Genomic DNA, 18,369 nt, shown 5'->3' with positions numbered 1-18,369 from the left:
AGTGGATGGGTAGGTTTTGCGATTTTTTGTGTGTTATTAACCGCTCTACTTACGACTTGGGGTGCTGAGTCAGTTAAAACATTACTAAGCTAACTGTTAACATTAACAGATATAGAGTTGCATTAAAAAGGTCAGCACTTGCTGACCTTTTATATATTTGAGCATTAAAATACGCAGCAATTAGTCTTTAAATGACTTATGACAATCTTTACAACCTTTTGCCCATGCACCAAATGCAGGCTTAATTACAGCAGGATCACCCGATTGTGCTGCAACGGCTAGCTTATCTGCATAATCAGCAAACGCATTAGCTTTTTGCATAAAGGTTTCATTATCAGACCATACCGCTGGTAATGCTGATGTATCACCTTTCTCAGTGCCCGCATAAAACGCTTCCCATGGCATTTTCGATAATGCAGCAGCATTATTTGCACGCATTTGGAATGTTTCAGCGTTGAATTCAACTTTACCCTTCAACATATCGCCCATATTTGCAATTTGTGCGCGGATCAGTTGAAACGCATGTTGACGGTATTCGATAGCATCCTCTGCTTCTTTGAATGCAGGGTTTGCGTTTGCAAGCGCTGGTGCAGCAATCGCAGCAGCAAGAACTAATGTTCTTAATTTCATAGTTTGCCCCTAATATTATAAACTTATCAATTATTACAGCATCATACTTAATGCTGCAACTGGAAGCGACCAATCCGCGAATTTACGCGTTATAAGTTTAGATTTACTGTTTTCGTTTTACCAAAGCACTTTTTCAATTGTGTTTGGTGCTTCGCCTATCAAGGTCGATACCACACGATTTTGCTTATCTAACAAGATGATGCGTGGCACTCCCGCATTTGCAAATTGACTGTAAATTTGACGATTTGGATCGGCCACCATGGTGAAGTTAGTGGCAAATTTTTCAGAAAAGTTCACTAAGCTTTGATCATCTTCCTCACGCCCTACCGCAATAATTTGTAAATCTGGATCAGCAATTAAAGGTGATGCCATTAATTGTTTTACAAATCGCTGCGAATCACTGCACCAAGTGGCAAACAGTAACACTAACTTACGTTTGTCTTCAGCTAATGCCACAACTTCACCTTGTGTATTAGTAAACTGAGTAATTGGAAATGCCTGTCCTTGCGAAATATAAGTTTCATAAGTTGGTTTTTGGTATGTCGCTTGGTTATTTTGCGTTTGTGCACAACCAAAAAGTGTTGCCACAAGGGCAAGAGGTAAGAGCTTTTTCATTTATATTCCATATAATTTTTGCGCTGGACTCAGTGTTAAAAATTTAGCATCATGCGTCAAGTTATCGCCTAACAATTATTGAAATATCTTCTTGAGTTACCTTTCTTTATTTTTCACCGCGTTTATTGCCGCTACCTTGCTACCCACAGCATCCGAAGGCATGCTTGCATACCTTACCCAGCAACAACACAACATTGCTCTATTGTGGTTTAGTGCCACCTTAGGTAACACACTTGGAAGCTGTGTTAATTGGTGGCTAGGAAAGGAATTAAACCGCTTTAAAGATAGAAAATGGTTTGCCGTATCTGAGCAACAATTAAAAAAAGCGCAAAAGAGTTTTAATCGTTACGGCAGAGCAAGTTTATTACTCGCTTGGTTACCAATTATTGGTGATCCTTTAACATTTGTAGCGGGCATTATGCGGGTGCCTTTCAGCATTTTTGTATTGTTAGTGGCGATTGGGAAAGCGCTGCGTTACGCCATAGTCATCGCTATGGCGCTACAGTTTTTTTAGTGTTGTTTTTGCCAAGCAAGCGTGAGAGAAACAGAGTCTGCAAATCGTAATGCATGGGGTTTATCAACGGAAACCTTTGCAAAGGTCACACTCGGGTGACGATGACACTCTTCAAGTACATCTGCCACCAGCTTTTCAAGTAGTAAAAAGTGACCGTTTTCAACTAATTCAATCACCGCTTTGGTAATCACTTTATAGTTGACCGCTTGGTCAACTTGATCGGTAACACAAGCCATATCTGCAGGGTAATGCACCTCAATATTGATGATCACATCTTGCTTTTTCTCACGCTCTTCAGGATTAAACCCGATATATGTGCGCAGGCGTAAATTAGTAATGTTTATAATCGCATTTAGCATAGTTACCCCTTAACTAACTGCAAAAATTCATTGCGGGTTTTTGGATCTTCACGGAAATTACCTAACATTACAGACGTACGCATTTTGGAATTTTGTTTTTCCACTCCGCGCATCATCATACACATGTGTTTCGCTTCAACAATCACGCCAACACCTTTTGCACCTGTAACTTCTTGCACAGCTTCAGCTATTTGATGAGTAAGTTGCTCTTGAATTTGAAAACGGCGTGCAAACATATCAACGATACGCGCAAATTTAGATAAACCCAACACTTTACCGTTAGGAATATAGGCAATATGGCAGCGCCCTACAAACGGTAGTAGATGGTGTTCACACATTGAATACAGTTCAATATCCTGCACCAGTACCATGTCATCTGCATCTGAACTAAATACCGCATTATTGGTAATTTCTTCCAGTGTTTGTCGATACCCCTTAGTCAAATATTCCATGGCTTTTGCCGCTCTTTTTGGCGTATCAAGCAAACCTTCACGATTAGGGTTTTCACCAACCGCTTCAATAATATTCAAATAATTTTCAGCTAGTTTCTTTTCCATAATTCTGTCCTATTTGAGGTGGCGACCACCATCGAGTTGTAGTGTGCGTCCCGTCATATAATTGCTGTTAAGTATCATCTCGATACCATTAATTACTTCTGCAGTACCTGGCTCTAACGCCATAATTGACTTTTTCAGGGTTTTTGCACGATAAGCATCATCATCATGATCGTTAAATATAATCAATGACGGCGCGATTGAATTTACTTTTACTTTAGGTGCAAGCTTTGCAGCAAAAGAACGGGTGAGATTATCAAGCGCAGCTTTACTTGCCGCATAAGCAATATGTTTAGGGCTGCCCTTTTCGACTACGTAATCCGTGATATGAATAATATCGCTATGCTCTTCGCTGGTATTTTGTAACAGCGGGGTTAGCGCCAAATTAAGCAAATATGGCACCTTTGCGTGAATATTCATCATGCTATCAAATAAGCCATTAAAGTCAGGGTTTTTGCTTTCACAATCCCAACTTGATGCATTGTGAATAATGGCACTAAGCTCTGTGGTATATGATTTAACTTGCTCTACCAGCACAGTTACCGCATTAGGTTGTTCAAAGTCGCACAATAAACATATCGCACCTAGTTGCTCAAGTTCAGCCACTGAAGCATGTTTGGTACGGTAGGTAACTATCAACTGGTAACCTTTACCAAGAAAATGTTTTGCTACATCTAAACCAATGCGCTGAGCCGCACCTGTAATTAATATTGTTGCCATATAATTTTGATAATGTATTTTGGGGTTTATTCGGTTATATCTTTAACTATAAACCTAACATCTTGATTTATTAAGTAGTTAAGTAAATTAAACGGGTTAACCTAAGTTTTATACTGGGATTAAAGTGTTTTAGATCGCAAAACTTTACGTTTCAGGCACTTTTCGGCAAATATTGTTTGTTGATATGTATTTGCAGCGAAGATAGCACTACTAGCCTTGCTTATAAAAGTTTGTATTATCTTAAGTGCAAATTTATTCAATTGTCATTCTTTCACACTTTTTGCTATTTTTGTCACCTCGTCAGAATGACAACGCTGTTCATGAATTATAAAAAGCAAAACTATCGTCAATACATTCCTCTTTTGTGCATCGCATGCGTGTATATTTGCTGGCTTTCACTTCAAGGAGTTCACTCTGCATTTGCTAACTTTATGTCGCAAATCAGTATTGCAATCACTATGGTGTTTGGCTCATTTGTCGCAGGTGGCACAGCGCTTGGTGGGGGTGCAGTTGCTTTTCCGGTGATGACTAAAGTGCTTAGTATTGAGCCCGCTACCGCGAAAGTGTTTTCACTCGCAATTCAAAGCTTTGGTATGACAGCAGCTAGCATAACCATCATTTTTGGCGGCATAAAATACTATCGCTCGGTAGTGCTGCTAGCACTGATGGGGGCGCTACCTGGAGTTGCAATCAGCCTATTATTTATTGCCGATTTAGTACCACGGCTTGTTACCAAATCCTTGTTTAGTGTATTTTTGCTGATTTTTGCGGTTACGTTGCTGCGTGCTCATTGGCACGGCAAAGAGCGTTTAACAATTGATCTTACCTACAAGCGACAAAATTTTTTCGTAGTTTTGGTCGCTTTCCTAGGTGGCATAGTGAGTGGATTAATAGGCTCCGGTGCCGATATCGCCATATTTGCATTACTCATGCTCTATTTTAAAGCAGATCTGAAAATTGCGACGGCAAGCTCAGTTCTAATCATGGCTACCACCTCTGTGTTTGCGAGCTTAATTAATTATTTTTATTTAGAGACTATTACACCTGAAATATCAGAGTTTGTACTCGCGGCGATTCCTGTGGTTGTAGTTGGCGCACCGCTTGGGGCGTATTGCTGCGCGAAAGTACCTAAGTCAGTTTTGTTGAGTTTTTTACTTACGCTGATCGGGCTTGAAATTGGTTTTACGCTGTTTGAAGTCGCCAGCGTCTAAGCCACAACAGCTATAAATAAAAAATGCCGTATTCAACGGCATTTTTTAGTCTTCATAGCTATTTAATTGATCATCAAACAGTACATCATTATCTGCCACATCAAGCCCCATATAGCCACGCAAAGCTTCAAAGCAATCAATGTTAGCTTGTGCCCACATAATGTCATCCGCAGACACCTTAAAGCGACCTTCACTTTGCGCTTTTTGCATTGCGAGCATTTCAATTAATGTGGTCATCACCTTACCTTAAACAACAATAATACAGTTCCTACCGGCTTCTTTCGCCCTATACAATGCTTGATCCGCTCTCTCTATAAACATTTCACAAGATTCACCATCATATTCAGCCAAGCCAAAACTAGCAGAAATACCACGTAGCGATTTGCCTGATTTGTTATCTTTTAACACCAGCTTTTCAATATCAACGCGAATTTTCTCTAGGTAATTTAAAGCCGTTTTCTTGTCTTGAAATTGGCTCAAAATACAAAACTCCTCACCACCAAAACGATATGCAGCATTGAGCTGGTCAGCATGTTTCCTCAATCTATCAGCAACGACTTTTAGTACCATATCACCTTTTTGATGACCAAAGTCATCATTAAATTTTTTAAAATTATCAATATCAACAAATGTTAAATACAATTTTAAAATGCTGTGGTGACCACTACAAAGTAACTCAATATCCTCATCGAATGATTTTCGGTTATTGAGTCCTGTTAACGCATCCTTTGAAGCAGCCTTTTTAGACTCTTTCAATTCGCTGCGCAAGTTAGAAATTTCTTGATAAGCCGCGCGTAGTTGCTGCTGGAATCGTTCTGCAGTTTGCTGCATGCTTTTAGATTCTTCAGAAAGCTTGGTAACGACTGCAAGAATATCTTTTCCTGCGGCATCTTCTTTCGAAAAGCCGTCAAGCTCTTGATTACAAGAACTGAGTACTTCACTGAAATCAATCGCTGAGTCCAGCGTTTGTCCTACATTACTTTCAACAGATTCAACGACTGAGCTAATTTCTTCAACGACCGAATCAAATAACTCAAGATCTTTATCTGAAAGAAACTCTTCAAATAAGTCTCGAGATAATGCAGGAGGACATGTGCCATAGGTTTTTAATGCCGAATCTAACTTTTGGTTTAATTTAGGGTGCTTTCCTGAAACATAACTGTACCATAGAGCATAATTAGCAGGTGTTACCGCAATGCCATATTTAACCATTAAAGGTACAGCCTTTCGCAAACACTCTGCTGAGTGAGACATGGTATTTTTCAAACTAAACTCCACTTTGCATTCCTTATGCGGTTCTTAGCCTTTGCGCACTGATGAGTCACAATCAAGGTGTTCTAGAAAAAAGTGTAGTCGAGGAAAATTGATTTGCTAGCAACTGTGGTGATTATTAAATATTTTCATGAGGAACGAAACATCAATAAATAGAGTCTGTTGATCTTTAAATTCGAAAATAGAACTTAAAAGAGCAACAAACCCTAAGAATTGTTAGCATACTTTATGAACTTAGCGAACTAATATTAACCTTTCGCTTGCCTCGAAACTTATTATTTATGACAACTAGTACATTGCCTATATCTTGTAAAATTAAGTACATACAAGGAACAAGGACCAAAGTGACCAAGGTTGCAAAAAGCACCGAGAAGCCTAACGCAACAGCCATAGGAATAACAAAGCGCGCCTGCAAACTAGTTTCAAACATAATCGGTAATACACCTACAAAGGTGGTGATTGAAGTCAATGTGATTGCACGAAAACGAGCGCAACCGGCTTTAATAACAGCCTCTTTGATTGAAGCACCTTGCGTACGCATCTGATTAACAAAGTCGGTCATTACCAAGGAGTCATTGATCACAACTCCCGCCGCAGCAATTAAACCAAAGGTGGACATTAATGAAATATCTAAACCAAATGAGAAATGGCCCCATATCGCACCGACCATACTAAATGGGATAACCGACATAATAATCAGTGGTTGAAAATAGCTCTTCAATGGTACCGCAAGCAATATGTACACAATAAACATACCAGCGATAAAGAACAGCTTTTGTTCGTTTGCTTGTGCTTGCTGCTCTTCAATTGAGCCACCGAGTTCAGATTTAACGGTTGGAAACTGTTCTTTCAACTTGGGTAATAGCTCTTCTTTCACTGACTTAACCACAGCATCTGGCTCGACAACTTCCTCGTCGATTGCCCCCCAAATATAGACACTGCGATAACCACCTTCACGACGAATATAACTGATCCCCGGCTTTTCAACGAGATCAACCACATCACCAAGCATAACCTCTTTGCCACTTGGTGTAGTAATTACTGTGTACTTAAGTGATGAATAAGCTTGACGTGTTAATTTCGGATAACGCACCATCACACGTACTTCTTCACCATTACGAATAACGCGTTGCGCTTCTCCGCCATAAAAGCTTGCACCTACTTGATTTGCAATATTAGTAAGATTAAGTCCTAAGTCATAAGCAACGGGTTTTAAGCTTAATTGCACTTCTTTGCTAGCAGGATCGATAGTCGAACTAATATCAAACAAGCCTTTTTCTTGTTGCAGCATAGCGATAAACTGGCGCCCCGCAGCATTTAAGGTATCGATATCCGGGCCAAACAGTAAGTAACCAAATTCACCATCATTACCACCACCATTCACATCATCTTGAATGTTAATTGATTTAAGTCCCGGAATTACTGGTAGCGCTTCACGCCAGCGACGTGAAAGCTCAAACGTGTTGTAAGGTCTTAACTCTTCATCGACCAAAGGCACCACTAACTGCCCTTCGGTACGTCCTTGGTTGAACACTAACATATCGCGGATCATCGTTTGCCCGCTCTCAGCTTGTGTTTGTTTATCTATTTGCATGATCACAGACTCTATCGATTGTAATGCTGAGATAGTCTGTGTATCAGAAACATTATCATTCATTTCAATACGGATAGTCGGGAAGTCATGGGGTACTTTTGGCGTTGGCACCACACGCACATAATTACCTGCGAGCAAGCCAACACTAATCATTAATAACGCAAAGAATACGGCAAACACCGCGTAACGCCATTCAACACATTGTAGAATAAAGCGCTGATAAGGCCCGTTGACAAAGCCAAAAAAGCGGTCATTAAATTTCGCTCTAAAACCATCTGGTTTTACGTCACTAAAATGAGTGTGTGCTAAATGCGCAGGTAAAATCAGTTTTGATTCAATTAAACTAAAGATTAAACATAAAATCGAAACAGCTGCGATACTGACAAAAAACGCGCTTTCAGGCCCACTGGATAAGGTAAACGGCGCAAAAACCGCAATCGTAGTTAATACGCCAAAAGTTGCTGGCGTTGCGACTCGCTGTGCACCACGCACTACACTGTTGACTCCCGGGCCAGAGCGTTCTATCTCACTGGCCGCACTTTCACCAATTACAATGGCATCATCCACCACGATACCTAACACCATAATAAAAGCGAATAACGACACAATGTTAATACTAACGCCAACCATAGGCATCACCATCATCGCGCCTAAGAAGCACACAGGTAAACCTACCATCACCCACAACGCTAACTTAAATCGTAAAAATAAACTCAGCATTAAGGCAACGAGTACCGCACCTTGAAACAAGTTTTTCAGCATCATATCGAGGCGGGCATTTAAGTAGTAAGTCATATCAACGATGGTTTCGAGTTTTACCCCTGGCGGTAGCGTTTTATTACGTTCAGCAATAAAGGCTTTTACTGATTCCGCCACTGGAATCATATTTTGGTCTTTGGTTGCTTTTACCGAGAGCGAAATTGCATTAGCGCCTGACATTTTAAAATAGCGTTCGCCTTCAACAAATTGATCTTTTATTTCTGCTATATCGCCGAGTAATACCTTAGCGCCGTTATTACCAACTTTGACAGGAATTTGGCGGAATTCATCGCCTTTGTAAAATTGGTTTTCTACACGAACTGAAATAACACCAGAATCCGTTTTCAACTGACCTGCTGAAATATTGGCAGAAAAACGGCGAATGGCATCACTTACTTGATTTAATGTGAGGTTATATTTGCGTAATTGATCTGGCTGGATCTCAACCGCAATTTCATCATCCGGTGTGCTCAGATTAACTAATGACACATTATTTAGTTGCAGTAATTCGGTTTCTATTTGACGGGCAATTGGCTTTAGTTGCGTAAGAGGTAAATCGCCTACCAATGCCATATTAATTACATCTTGTTGAAATTCAATTTGCGATACTGTGACAGGCTCCATACCAGCTGGGAAGGTTGCGATACCGTCTACGCGCAGTTTTACCTTATCGAGCACTTCGGCCAAATTTTTATCTGGGTCGATTTCGAGAGTCAGTCTACCACCGTTTCGAAAGGCACGTGAAATAGCCTTTTCTATTTCAGTTATATCTTTAATCGCTTCTTCAATTTTGATCAAAATTCCTTCTTCAATTTCTTGTGGCGAGGCACCTGGATAATTCGCATTTACCGTGATGTAGTTGATCTCGATGCTTGGAAACATTTGGCGTTGGATAGTAAAATAACTTACAACACCCATTAATATAATGAAAAACATCATTAAGTTGGCAGCAACTGAGTTATTGGCAAAGTAGGCTATTAACCCTGATTGTTGTTTATCCTTCATAACCAGTCCTTACTTTAGTGCATCGCGCGAATTGCTAGCGGCTAATTTCACTGCCATTCCTACTTGCGGGTATTCAGGTAGCGTCAGAACCAATTGCTCATCGTTTGCTAACCCTTTATCAATTAAGAAATAAGCACCTTCACTGCGCAGTACATTCACTTCTTTTGCCTGTAATTTTTGCTCATTATCAACGACCCACACCGTTCGATTATTAACGAGTTCTTGTGGCAATTTGAACACTTCAGATAGTTGTTTGCCAGCAAACGATACTTCCACATATTTGCCAAACTTTAAGTCACTTCCGCTGCTTTTAAGGTTGTAAGGGTCATTAACTTGCACCACGATATGGCTCATCCGTGTGGCGCTATCAATCACGCCTAAATCACGGGAAATTTTACCTTGGCGAACAAAACGATTAATCCCTTTGTAAGAAATACTAACCGGTGTTTCAGCCAATGGTGTTGGTAAAAATAAGCTATCAAAACCCGCTATCGGTACAATAATTTCAGCCGTTTCTATATTGTTAAGTTGTGCCACTTGCGTGCCTTTATTTACGAATTGGCCTACTCCAATATCACGCGAGATAATCAGCGCATCATAAGGTGCTTTAACATCGCAATCTTCCAGATCACGCTGTGCGCGAAGTAATGCTGCTTGCGCTGATTTAACTTGTGCTTGAGCGCTCAGCACCTGTGGCTTTCTTAAAAATAAATCGGTGTGAGACTTGCTTGGAAAACGCTTTGCTTCATCTTCGGCAACTTGTGCTTTTGCTTGCTCTTCAATGAGCGCAGCTTGAGCACTGGTTAATGTTGCTTCAGCTTGCAACAGTGCTGCTTGATAGTTATCTTTTTCAATAGAAAACAAGACTTCGCCACGCTTAACTAAACCACCGGCAACAAAATTTTTATGCCAGCTGATTACTTCACCTGATACTTGCGCAGCCAAACGCGTGGTTTCGAGCGGCTTTACTTCACCAAAGCTTGTGATAACCACTTGGTGCTCAACTGCTTTGAGCGCTTTAACACTCACTGTTGGGCGGGTATCAACTGGTTTCTTGTCACCTTCATCCGCTGCACTCGCCTTTATCAGACTAAACCCAACTATTCCTAAAATAATAATACCTATGGGTATGAAAATTTTGACTAGTAACGCTTTCATTAATGACTTCCTGTTGATTTTATGCACGCTAAATATAACGCAAAATTATTCATAATTTTAGCGCTACATTCTTGATGTTACGTTTATATTTCGCAAAAAGATTTTTTAATGTGTTAATTACCGCGTTTTTCTTCACTATTTCTAATTGCTATGGGATAACACTTAAAAATCAACAGGAGTTTTAAGAAATGTTTAAACGCTCACTTATTGCACTTGCGACATTTTGTATCTTTTCAGCAAGCGCAGCCCAACTTGTGCTTAATGCCGATGCCGCACTTGATGTCACTACGGGTAAATTAATCACACCAGCAACCGTAGTCATTGAAGATAATAAAATTGTCAGTGTTGGGAAAACCAAGCGCAAAGGCTATGCCAATGATGCCAGAGTAATGAATTTAAAGGGCTACACCTTGCTACCAGGCCTTTTTGATATGCATGTGCACCTAACAAGTGATGCGCATGTGCATGGTTATAAGCGCCTTCAGCGTACAACTCAACGCTCGGCAATTACCGGTGTGAGAAACGCAAAACGTACCCTAGAGGCTGGCTTTACTTCAGTACGCAATTTAGGTGCGCCAGGTTATGCCGATATTGCACTTAAAGATGCGATTCGTGATGGCGATGTGCCAGGCCCACGTATTTTTGCTGCGGGTCCAAGCTTAGGTGTAACAGGCGGTCATTGTGATAATAACTTACTTACTCATGAACATGCTGTCACCAGCCAAGGTGTGGCTGACGGCCCTTGGGCGGTACGTGCAAAAGTGCGTGAAAATATTAAGTACGGTGCTGATGTAATTAAGTTCTGTGCAACTGGTGGAGTGCTTTCAAAAGGCACTAAAGTGGGTGCTCAACAGTATTCACAAGAAGAAATGAACGCCATTGTTTCAGAAGCACATTTACGTGGTTTAACAGTTGCAGCGCATGCACATGGCACCGAGGGTATAAAGTCGGCGATTAAAGCTGGTGTAAATTCTGTTGAACACGTGAGCTTTGTTGACGATGAAGCGATTGATTTAGCGCTTGAAAAAGGCACTTACTTTTCGATGGATATTTACAACACCGAATACATTCTTAGTGAAGGTAAAAAAGCCGGTATTTTAGAAGAAAGCTTAAATAAAGAACGTAAAGTAGGCTCGCGTCAACGCGCTAGTTTTACTAAAGCCGTTAAAGCAGGTGTAAATATGGTATTTGCATCAGATGCGGGAGTGTATCCTCACGGCGATAACGGTCACCAATTTAGTCGCATGGTAAAGTTTGGCATGACCGAACTGCAAGCATTACAAGCTGCCACCATCAATGCAGCAACCATGCTTAAAAAACAAGATTCATTAGGCTCGCTCGATGTAGGTAAATTTGCAGATGTGATTGCTGTTAAAGGCAATCCTCTCGAAAATATAAGCACGTTAGAGCAAGTCGACTTAGTGATTAAAGATGGCAAGGTCGAAATCGATTTAATTAAATAACGGTTAGGGTCTGTTGATCTTTGCTGTTCTATTTTTGTTCTTTTTGAGCGTGATTTTATCGCGGCGCTCGATGCGTGGCCTAGCAGTCTAAGCGAATATCGAGTAAAGCTTCCGCTTCCTGCTAACGCCCCTTACCTGCATCCATGCAGGCAACAATGAGAAAAGTGCGCTCAAAAGAACCATTCGGCAGCGCTTGATGGGTTTTCTACTGTGTTATCGGCTGACTCACATAGAATAACTATGCCACGCAGCCTCTGCCTTGTATAAAACCCATCAAACTGCTGCAAAAACGAACTTGAAAGGTCAACAGACCCTAATAAAAAAGGGGCAGATGCCCCTTTTTTATGATTCAAAAAACTCGCGATTGCGGCGGTATTCACCCATGCCGATGCCTTTATGCTTGATAAATAGCTTACGAAAAGCTGCATCATCTTGATAACCCAAACTAAGTGCTATTTGCTGCGCCGTTTTATTTGTTGTTTTTAATAAACCACAGGCGCGCTCTATACGGGCTATTTGCACATATTGCATTGGCGCAACGCCCAATAATTTTTTAAATCTACGCGTTAATGTACGCTCACTAATGTTCAACTTATAGGCCATGGTTGAAACATCAATGCTGGTTTCTAAATGATCACTTATCCATATCTCAAGTTGTCGCATCTCGCTATCGTGATGTTCAGGTAAATCATTCAAAGCAAAAAACGCACTTTGTTTTACTTGCTCAGTATCGATCAGTAAATAACGCGCAACAGTATCGGCTATATCTTTGCCTAAATAATGGCGCACTAAATACCAAGTTAGTAGCAAAAAGCTCGATGTTGCACCACAAGTAAGAAACTTGCCGTCTAGTCTCAGCATTTCACTGGTATCGAGTTTACAGCCTTTAATATGACGTTGAAAAAAGCTATCTAGCCACCAGCTAGCTGTGATTTTTTTCTCTTTTAGCAAGCCAGTATGCGCTAACATCGGTACCGCTGTACAACCTGACATCACCAGCTCGGCGCTCTCGGCAAGCTTTTTAATATGCGGATGAAACGGGGTTAAACTTTTACACAATTGCCATAACTCTTGGTCACTGCGGTACTGACTACCAGGCCAAATAACAACATCAAATTCGCTGCTTTCTTCAAGCCATATATCAGCTTTAAATACTAGACCTTGGCTCGACTCGACGTATTTTTTGTCTACCCCAATTAGCTGCCAATTAAACGCATCTGCATTTGCGCCAGTACGTTTTTTGTATATGCTATTTGCGACATTGAGCACATCAATCACGCCCGTTACTGCTGTTGCCATCACGCCTTGATTAATCAATATACCTATTTTGTGCATTGTCTTTATTTAACCTTTTTTAGTCAGTTAAGACACTTTATAGCAAGCTTTTACCTATTAAACTAGGCTGCAAACGTTAAATAGGAGAGTTTTTATGCACACCATTTGGATTTATGGACCGATCTTAGCCATTGTGCTTCACACCTTCACACTACTGATTTATGCCGCTACTAAGCGCATAAAAGCGGTTCGCGATAATCAGCTAGATTACAAAGTAGTTCAAAATTTGGATTACCGTGCGATGCCAGAGGATATTTTATTAGCGGGACGCAGTTATGATAATCAATTTCAGCAACCCATTTTATTTATTGTTTTACTGGGATTTATAGCATCTAACGCCATTCAGGATACAGCATGGATTTTTGCTGCATGGCTTTATGTAGCATTGCGTCTTTGGCACTCGATCGAGCACCTTAGCGCTCGTAACATAAAAAGACGCACCATTGCTTTTGGCTTAAGCGCTTTATTACTGCTTTTTATGTGGCTTACTTTTTTGATAAGTCGTTTATTCTAACTGTTATCAAAAGCACTTAATGTCTATTAATACCAATCCGCATAAGCAATTAGCCTATTCAGAGCTATCCAAAGACGTGAGGGTAAGCTAAATTTGTGAAGGTCTAGTGGGTCTAAATCAATAAAATTTTGCGCAATCATCGCGCCTTTGGAGCGCTCCTAGAAGGCGAGTTTAAAAGCGTTTCATACTGCGTTATTGACTTTAACAAGGGAGCCATTATTTGCAGTCAATGCCTTGCCTGAGACGCTTTTAATTCTCGCTGAATGACCAATTATTTATGCGGATTGGTATAGCTTTCGGGGTTTTCTATGGCGCTATTTAAACAACCGCCTTTCAATTACAAAGCCCATAATGCCTGACGTAAATAACAAAACTCCCAAAATTTGTAGTCAGCCATTGATCGATCTTGCTTGGACGAAATCAACCGTGTCAGTGTATTTATAAACTCTGCGCCCACCATCAACTTGCTGCCTGTATTGCTCACCTAAGTAATTGGAAGTAAGTTGATATTCTTTATTATACCGTCTTGCAATTTCTAGCTTTAACTTTTGATACTCTTGTTTTATTTGCTCACTCGCGTTGTCGTTATAGCTGTGAGGGAAATAATCTATAGACCATCTTGTAAACATTGAGTCTGGTTCATTGTCATAAATCACACCCAAAGACTCATATTGATATACGGGCTCATTAAACAGTAATTTACTTTTTCCGGCATAGAAAAGCGTAACAGCAATTACCATGCAAATACTGGCTGCTAATAATAGATTACGGCGTTTTATAAATTGATTTTGTGACTGCTGCGCCAAATATTGCTCAACATCAGGGATTTGTTTTAAGCGCTGTATGCCTTTTTGGACTAATTCGTCAGATATTAAATCAGCTAGCGACACCTGAAACGCCGCGAGAATTTTGCGTAAGATATCATTGGATGGCAGCGATTTATCATTTTCCAATTTTGATAAATATGATTGTTCAATACCTGCTTCTGCGGCTAATTCAGGCTGACTAAGCCCCTTCTATTGCCTTAACTGTTTTAACTTTCCACCTAGTGTCATTTTATATTCCTTAATACGTTAAGCACGTAAATAACGGTTGTTGCTGGCCTGCGAACGTGCTTATTCTTGTCTAGTCCTTGAAAAATAAACAGTTGAATAATTTAGAATATTGAAGAATTTCATATTTTTATTTGGATTTATACCACTTATAAACAAGTTTTCTATACTAAATAAAAAAGCAAAAGACGAAGACTAAAAATGGCTCGGATTAACACTATTTTAATAAGCTTATTGTGCTTGCTTTTAACTGCTTGCTCAAAACCGCAAAATCCTACAATCAAACTCGCAATAAACCCTTGGCCTGGTTATGAGTTTCTATACCTAGCAAAAGAGAAAGAACTGTTTAAAAAAGCAGGATTGAATGTAGATCTTATTGAAGCGCCTTCCCTTGCTGAAGTAAAACGCTTATTCCGACAGGGTAAGGTTAACGCCATGACCAGCACTATGATTGAAGCTGTCTCTCTCGCAGCCAAATATCAAAAGCAAATAACCATTGTACTGGTAGCTGATTATTCAAATGGTGGGGATATAATTTTAGCTAAACCAAATATTTCCGACTTTAGTCAGATTGTAAATAAACGCGTTGGTGTCGAACTGGGCTCATTAGGTACTTTCTTTTTATATCAAGCACTAGCAAAACATAATTTGACCTTACAAGACATAGATATGTTTAATATAGAGCAAATTGATGCATCAGATGCTTTCAAAAAAGATCTTATCGATGCCTATGTTACTTATCCACCTTATGCCTTTTTTTTGCAAAAAGAGCATAATTTAGACATGGTATTTAACTCCAGCAGTATTCCAAAAACGATTTTAGACGTGGTTACGGTCTCTACTGAGTTGTTGGAGCAAGATCCTTCATGGATTCACCGTTTTCATTCTGCTTGGCAAGCAGCACTAGACTATGCTCAAAAACACCCGATTGAATCACATAATATAATGGCAAAACGCGAAGGTATAAGCCCGGATGAATTTGCAGCTGCACTCAATGATTTAACAATTTTACCTGCTGTTGAGCAAAAAGCATTACTTACCAAACAGGGTCTTGAACAAAATATGCAACAAGTTTGTTCGGTACTTAATTTAACAAATAGCATCGAGTTTAATTGCGATACGCTCTCGCGCTATTTAAAAATAGGTACTATTAAGTGACTGAAGGGTTAAAGCTGGGCAATCGAATTACTTTGTTTCTCGGCATAGTTTATATTGTTGTTTTAACTGGGTTAGTTATTTTTAATCGGCAAAATGCAATCCAACTCTCTAAAGTGATGATGAAGCATGAAGCCGAGCTGATAGCGGAAAGTCTGGTAGTTGCTACTGGCAACCGCATAAGTTTAGCAAACTTTAAGCGTATAACCAGTGCCATAGGTGCTAATGATGTAGTTGATCACGTGTTAATTGCCCGCGCCAGCTCAGGTGTTATTATAGCGAGCAACCACGGAGAACTCGTTGGCGAATCGCTCATTTCGTCACATTTTAAATTCAGTCACTTATTTAAGAACCTCAACTTCAAAAAATCAATAGACCTCTACTATTTTGATCAACAACTTATCTATTTATCGAGTTTCGAAGCTGTCTCTGAAGATCGTCGTGCGGTTGAAGATATGGCCGCTATTTTAGTAATCAATAAAAAACAGCTTGGTGATTATATTTCTTTATCGAATCAATATATTTTCTTCGCGGCATTATTTGGCTTTTCAATTACCATGGCGCTAAGCATTTACGTTATTCGTTCTCAAGCGATTGTGCCGCTTTATCAACTACTCAATACGATCCGCGCAGGTATCAAATCTCATAAACCCAAAAAAGTGGATTTAAAGCGCAGTGACGAAATTGGCGAACTCGTTAATGCTTATAATGCCTTGATAGAAAATTTGTTAAAAAAGCAATCTGCCTTAAAAAAACAAACGGTAAAAAGCCAACAAGCGGTGCAAGCCAAAGCTGATTTTCTTGCCGTTATGAGTCACGAAATTCGCACACCACTAAATGGCGTTTTAGGCACTGCAACCTTGTTAAGCAAAACACCTATGACAGAAGAGCAACAGCAACACCTCGATGTGATCACCAGCTCAGGACAACAATTATTAGCTACCATCAATGACATTTTAGATATTTCAAAAATTGAAGCTGGTAAATTATTGCTTCACCCTGTGCCGTGTGAAATTAATCAGATGCTTAAAAGCGTTGTAGATATGTTTAACGCCACCGTGATTGAAAAAGACTTAAATATCATTGCTAATTACACTGAGGATACAATTTACATTGCGCTTGATGATATCCGAATTAAACAAGTACTAATTAATCTTATAAGCAATGCGGTTAAATTTACCGAACAAGGCACCATATCGATATCGGTCAATTTAAAAAATACAGCGCCAGCTAAGCATATTCTTACTATCACCATTGTCGATACAGGCATTGGTTTAAGCGAATCACAAATAGACTCTTTGTTCACTAAATTTGTGCAAGCAGATGCCAGTACAACACGAAAATACGGTGGTACGGGTTTAGGATTAGCTATTTGTCACGCTCTAATAACTCAAATGGGAGGCACCATAAGTGTCGTCAGTAAATTAGGCGAAGGTTCACGCTTTGTGGTGAAGTTACCTTGCGAGGAAACAGAAAAACCAACGCTAAACACTGAAGCTGTGAACGATATAGCTAAGGTAAAAAGTGCGAAGATTCTACTTGTTGATGATGTACCATTAAATCAACAAATTGCTAAAGCAATGCTCGCAGGCCACACCGTAACAACAGCCAACAATGGTGTGGAAGCCGTTACCAAAGCACAAGAAAGTACATTTGATATTATTTTGATGGATTGCTTAATGCCTGAGCTTGACGGTTTTGACGCTACCAAACAAATCCGTCAATTGGGTATCAAAACGCCAATCGTCGCGCTAACAGCCAGTAATCAAAACGAAACTAAGGAAAAGTGCTTAGCTGCTGGTATGGATGACTTTTTATCTAAACCTTTGGTGGAAAAAGAGTTACTAAATAAAATAAATATGTGGTCTCAACTCAACAATTAATTCCAGTTATCACCGAATATCGCCTTTAAGCACTTTTAATCTTTTTTACAGCTATTAATCTCTTAATCTAAGCTTATTGAATTAAGGGGGCATTATGCTAAAAACATACAAGCTAGTGTTAGCTGGACAGCAAATACGCTTAACAAAGAATGATCAGCAGGATGCAAAGCTTTATATCAACGGACAAAAGCAAATCTTAATTAAGCAGTCATTTAAAAATCGTACTAACTATTTGGCTAAACTTGAAAAACTAGGGGATTTTATTATTTGTCAGGTAACAACACGATTAGGCCAAGAAATTCGCTTTTATTTAAAGTCGGCTGGCCAAAATCAATTGCTATTTAAAGCCAACGCTTAAGGAATCGATATGTTTTCAACTGTTACTCACTACCTAATTTTAGCGGCACTACTTATCACTGCCATTTTCTTTTATACAGTTTCATTTCAAAGCGGTACTTTTTTGGTAATTATATTAGGTGTGTTGTTTGAACTGGCGTTTTGGATAAAGCTTGTCAAAGGCAAGAAAAAAGCAAAAACCTAGGGCAGTTAGATTTTTGCTTTGGTGTTAACTAAAGG

At 39.7% G+C, this 18,369-nt stretch carries 18 protein-coding genes and 1 pseudogene; 8 read left to right on the top strand and 11 right to left on the bottom strand.

The features are described from left to right. Positions 1 to 180: 180 nt before the first annotated feature. Both ABYD77_RS02430 and ABYD77_RS02425 read right to left on the bottom strand, forming a co-directional pair. Complete coding sequence (locus tag ABYD77_RS02430) at positions 181 to 630, bottom strand: cytochrome c (protein WP_274762754.1); 450 nt, start codon at positions 628 to 630, stop codon at positions 181 to 183. Positions 631 to 747: 117 nt separating this feature from the next. Beyond that, entirely contained in the window at positions 748 to 1,245 is a 498-nt protein-coding gene (locus tag ABYD77_RS02425; RefSeq protein WP_372766654.1) for a TlpA family protein disulfide reductase, read from the bottom strand. Positions 1,246 to 1,336: 91 nt separating this feature from the next. Here ABYD77_RS02425 and ABYD77_RS02420 point away from each other — a divergent pair, with 91 nt between their 5' ends. Next, a complete protein-coding gene (locus ABYD77_RS02420) occupies positions 1,337 to 1,759 on the top strand; it encodes a YqaA family protein (protein WP_372766652.1) in 423 nt (140 codons plus the stop codon). On the opposite strand, the gene folX is transcribed toward ABYD77_RS02420, so the two are convergent. Genes folX through folM form a run of 3 tightly spaced genes read right to left on the bottom strand, consistent with a single transcriptional unit; the run spans position 1,756 to position 3,392 of the window. Beyond that, complete coding sequence (gene folX / locus ABYD77_RS02415; RefSeq protein WP_274762757.1) at positions 1,756 to 2,118, bottom strand: dihydroneopterin triphosphate 2'-epimerase; 363 nt, start codon at positions 2,116 to 2,118, stop codon at positions 1,756 to 1,758. The genes ABYD77_RS02420 and folX overlap by 4 nt on opposite strands. Positions 2,119 to 2,120: 2 nt before the next feature. Continuing rightward, on the bottom strand, positions 2,121 to 2,675 hold the full coding sequence (folE, locus tag ABYD77_RS02410; RefSeq protein ID WP_372766650.1) for a GTP cyclohydrolase I FolE: 555 nt from the start codon (positions 2,673 to 2,675) through the stop codon (positions 2,121 to 2,123). 9 nt (positions 2,676 to 2,684) lie between these two features. Next, positions 2,685 to 3,392 (bottom strand): dihydromonapterin reductase, encoded by a 708-nt coding sequence (folM, locus tag ABYD77_RS02405; protein ID WP_372766648.1) that lies wholly within the window; start codon positions 3,390 to 3,392, stop codon positions 2,685 to 2,687. Between the two features lie 320 nt (positions 3,393 to 3,712). Here folM and ABYD77_RS02400 point away from each other — a divergent pair, with 320 nt between their 5' ends. Then, positions 3,713 to 4,603: a sulfite exporter TauE/SafE family protein gene (locus tag ABYD77_RS02400; RefSeq protein ID WP_372766646.1), complete on the top strand. Its 891-nt coding sequence runs from the start codon at positions 3,713 to 3,715 to the stop codon at positions 4,601 to 4,603. A 45-nt stretch (positions 4,604 to 4,648) separates the two neighbouring features. Here the strand turns inward: ABYD77_RS02400 and ABYD77_RS02395 are convergent, their stop codons facing one another. The 4 genes from ABYD77_RS02395 to ABYD77_RS02380 all read right to left on the bottom strand — a co-directional run bounded on the left by ABYD77_RS02395 (position 4,649) and on the right by ABYD77_RS02380 (position 10,391). After that, a complete protein-coding gene (locus ABYD77_RS02395) occupies positions 4,649 to 4,840 on the bottom strand; it encodes a hypothetical protein (RefSeq protein WP_372766644.1) in 192 nt (63 codons plus the stop codon). 9 nt (positions 4,841 to 4,849) lie between these two features. After that, positions 4,850 to 5,881 (bottom strand): diguanylate cyclase domain-containing protein, encoded by a 1,032-nt coding sequence (locus ABYD77_RS02390; RefSeq protein WP_372766642.1) that lies wholly within the window; start codon positions 5,879 to 5,881, stop codon positions 4,850 to 4,852. Between the two features lie 220 nt (positions 5,882 to 6,101). After that, positions 6,102 to 9,233: an efflux RND transporter permease subunit gene (locus tag ABYD77_RS02385; protein ID WP_372766640.1), complete on the bottom strand. Its 3,132-nt coding sequence runs from the start codon at positions 9,231 to 9,233 to the stop codon at positions 6,102 to 6,104. A 9-nt stretch (positions 9,234 to 9,242) separates the two neighbouring features. Then, a complete protein-coding gene (locus ABYD77_RS02380; protein ID WP_372766638.1) occupies positions 9,243 to 10,391 on the bottom strand; it encodes an efflux RND transporter periplasmic adaptor subunit in 1,149 nt (382 codons plus the stop codon). 188 nt (positions 10,392 to 10,579) lie between these two features. On the opposite strand from ABYD77_RS02380, the gene ABYD77_RS02375 reads away from it, so the two are divergent. Further along, complete coding sequence (locus ABYD77_RS02375) at positions 10,580 to 11,854, top strand: amidohydrolase family protein (protein ID WP_372766636.1); 1,275 nt, start codon at positions 10,580 to 10,582, stop codon at positions 11,852 to 11,854. 342 nt (positions 11,855 to 12,196) lie between these two features. On the opposite strand, the gene ABYD77_RS02370 is transcribed toward ABYD77_RS02375, so the two are convergent. Then, complete coding sequence (locus ABYD77_RS02370; protein ID WP_372766634.1) at positions 12,197 to 13,189, bottom strand: GlxA family transcriptional regulator; 993 nt, start codon at positions 13,187 to 13,189, stop codon at positions 12,197 to 12,199. 94 nt (positions 13,190 to 13,283) lie between these two features. Between ABYD77_RS02370 and ABYD77_RS02365 the strand changes: the two genes are divergently transcribed. Continuing rightward, positions 13,284 to 13,703: an MAPEG family protein gene (locus ABYD77_RS02365; protein WP_372766632.1), complete on the top strand. Its 420-nt coding sequence runs from the start codon at positions 13,284 to 13,286 to the stop codon at positions 13,701 to 13,703. A 389-nt stretch (positions 13,704 to 14,092) separates the two neighbouring features. Here the strand turns inward: ABYD77_RS02365 and ABYD77_RS02360 are convergent. Next, positions 14,093 to 14,707 (bottom strand): annotated as a pseudogene (locus tag ABYD77_RS02360) (helix-turn-helix domain-containing protein); the annotation flags it as partial. Positions 14,708 to 14,956: 249 nt separating this feature from the next. Here ABYD77_RS02360 and ABYD77_RS02355 point away from each other — a divergent pair. The 4 genes from ABYD77_RS02355 to ABYD77_RS02340 all read left to right on the top strand — a co-directional run bounded on the left by ABYD77_RS02355 (position 14,957) and on the right by ABYD77_RS02340 (position 18,334). Beyond that, positions 14,957 to 15,913: an ABC transporter substrate-binding protein gene (locus ABYD77_RS02355; protein WP_372766630.1), complete on the top strand. Its 957-nt coding sequence runs from the start codon at positions 14,957 to 14,959 to the stop codon at positions 15,911 to 15,913. Continuing rightward, a complete protein-coding gene (locus tag ABYD77_RS02350; protein WP_372766628.1) occupies positions 15,910 to 17,793 on the top strand; it encodes an ATP-binding protein in 1,884 nt (627 codons plus the stop codon). Before ABYD77_RS02355 ends, ABYD77_RS02350 begins: the two co-directional genes overlap by 4 nt. 94 nt (positions 17,794 to 17,887) lie before the next feature. Then, on the top strand, positions 17,888 to 18,151 hold the full coding sequence (locus tag ABYD77_RS02345) for a hypothetical protein (protein WP_372766626.1): 264 nt from the start codon (positions 17,888 to 17,890) through the stop codon (positions 18,149 to 18,151). A gap of 9 nt (positions 18,152 to 18,160) precedes the next feature. Then, entirely contained in the window at positions 18,161 to 18,334 is a 174-nt protein-coding gene (locus tag ABYD77_RS02340) for a hypothetical protein (RefSeq protein ID WP_010561356.1), read from the top strand. Positions 18,335 to 18,369 lie beyond the last annotated feature (35 nt).

The organism is Pseudoalteromonas sp. (assembly GCF_041629635.1).
Taxonomy (GTDB): Bacteria; Pseudomonadota; Gammaproteobacteria; order Enterobacterales; family Alteromonadaceae; genus Pseudoalteromonas.
This window is presented reverse-complemented; position numbering and strand designations above follow the sequence as displayed.

Coding starts and splice junctions, on each gene's coding strand:
- ABYD77_RS02430 (WP_274762754.1), bottom strand. CDS start 630: ATGAAATTAAGAACATTAGTTCTTGCTGCTGCGATTGCTGCACCAGCG.
- ABYD77_RS02425 (WP_372766654.1), bottom strand. CDS start 1,245: ATGAAAAAGCTCTTACCTCTTGCCCTTGTGGCAACACTTTTTGGTTGT.
- folX (WP_274762757.1), bottom strand. CDS start 2,118: ATGCTAAATGCGATTATAAACATTACTAATTTACGCCTGCGCACATAT.
- folE (WP_372766650.1), bottom strand. CDS start 2,675: ATGGAAAAGAAACTAGCTGAAAATTATTTGAATATTATTGAAGCGGTT.
- folM (WP_372766648.1), bottom strand. CDS start 3,392: ATGGCAACAATATTAATTACAGGTGCGGCTCAGCGCATTGGTTTAGAT.
- ABYD77_RS02400 (WP_372766646.1), top strand. CDS start 3,713: ATGAATTATAAAAAGCAAAACTATCGTCAATACATTCCTCTTTTGTGC.
- ABYD77_RS02395 (WP_372766644.1), bottom strand. CDS start 4,840: ATGACCACATTAATTGAAATGCTCGCAATGCAAAAAGCGCAAAGTGAA.
- ABYD77_RS02385 (WP_372766640.1), bottom strand. CDS start 9,233: ATGAAGGATAAACAACAATCAGGGTTAATAGCCTACTTTGCCAATAAC.
- ABYD77_RS02380 (WP_372766638.1), bottom strand. CDS start 10,391: ATGAAAGCGTTACTAGTCAAAATTTTCATACCCATAGGTATTATTATT.
- ABYD77_RS02375 (WP_372766636.1), top strand. CDS start 10,580: ATGTTTAAACGCTCACTTATTGCACTTGCGACATTTTGTATCTTTTCA.
- ABYD77_RS02370 (WP_372766634.1), bottom strand. CDS start 13,189: ATGCACAAAATAGGTATATTGATTAATCAAGGCGTGATGGCAACAGCA.
- ABYD77_RS02365 (WP_372766632.1), top strand. CDS start 13,284: ATGCACACCATTTGGATTTATGGACCGATCTTAGCCATTGTGCTTCAC.
- ABYD77_RS02355 (WP_372766630.1), top strand. CDS start 14,957: ATGGCTCGGATTAACACTATTTTAATAAGCTTATTGTGCTTGCTTTTA.
- ABYD77_RS02345 (WP_372766626.1), top strand. CDS start 17,888: ATGCTAAAAACATACAAGCTAGTGTTAGCTGGACAGCAAATACGCTTA.
- ABYD77_RS02340 (WP_010561356.1), top strand. CDS start 18,161: ATGTTTTCAACTGTTACTCACTACCTAATTTTAGCGGCACTACTTATC.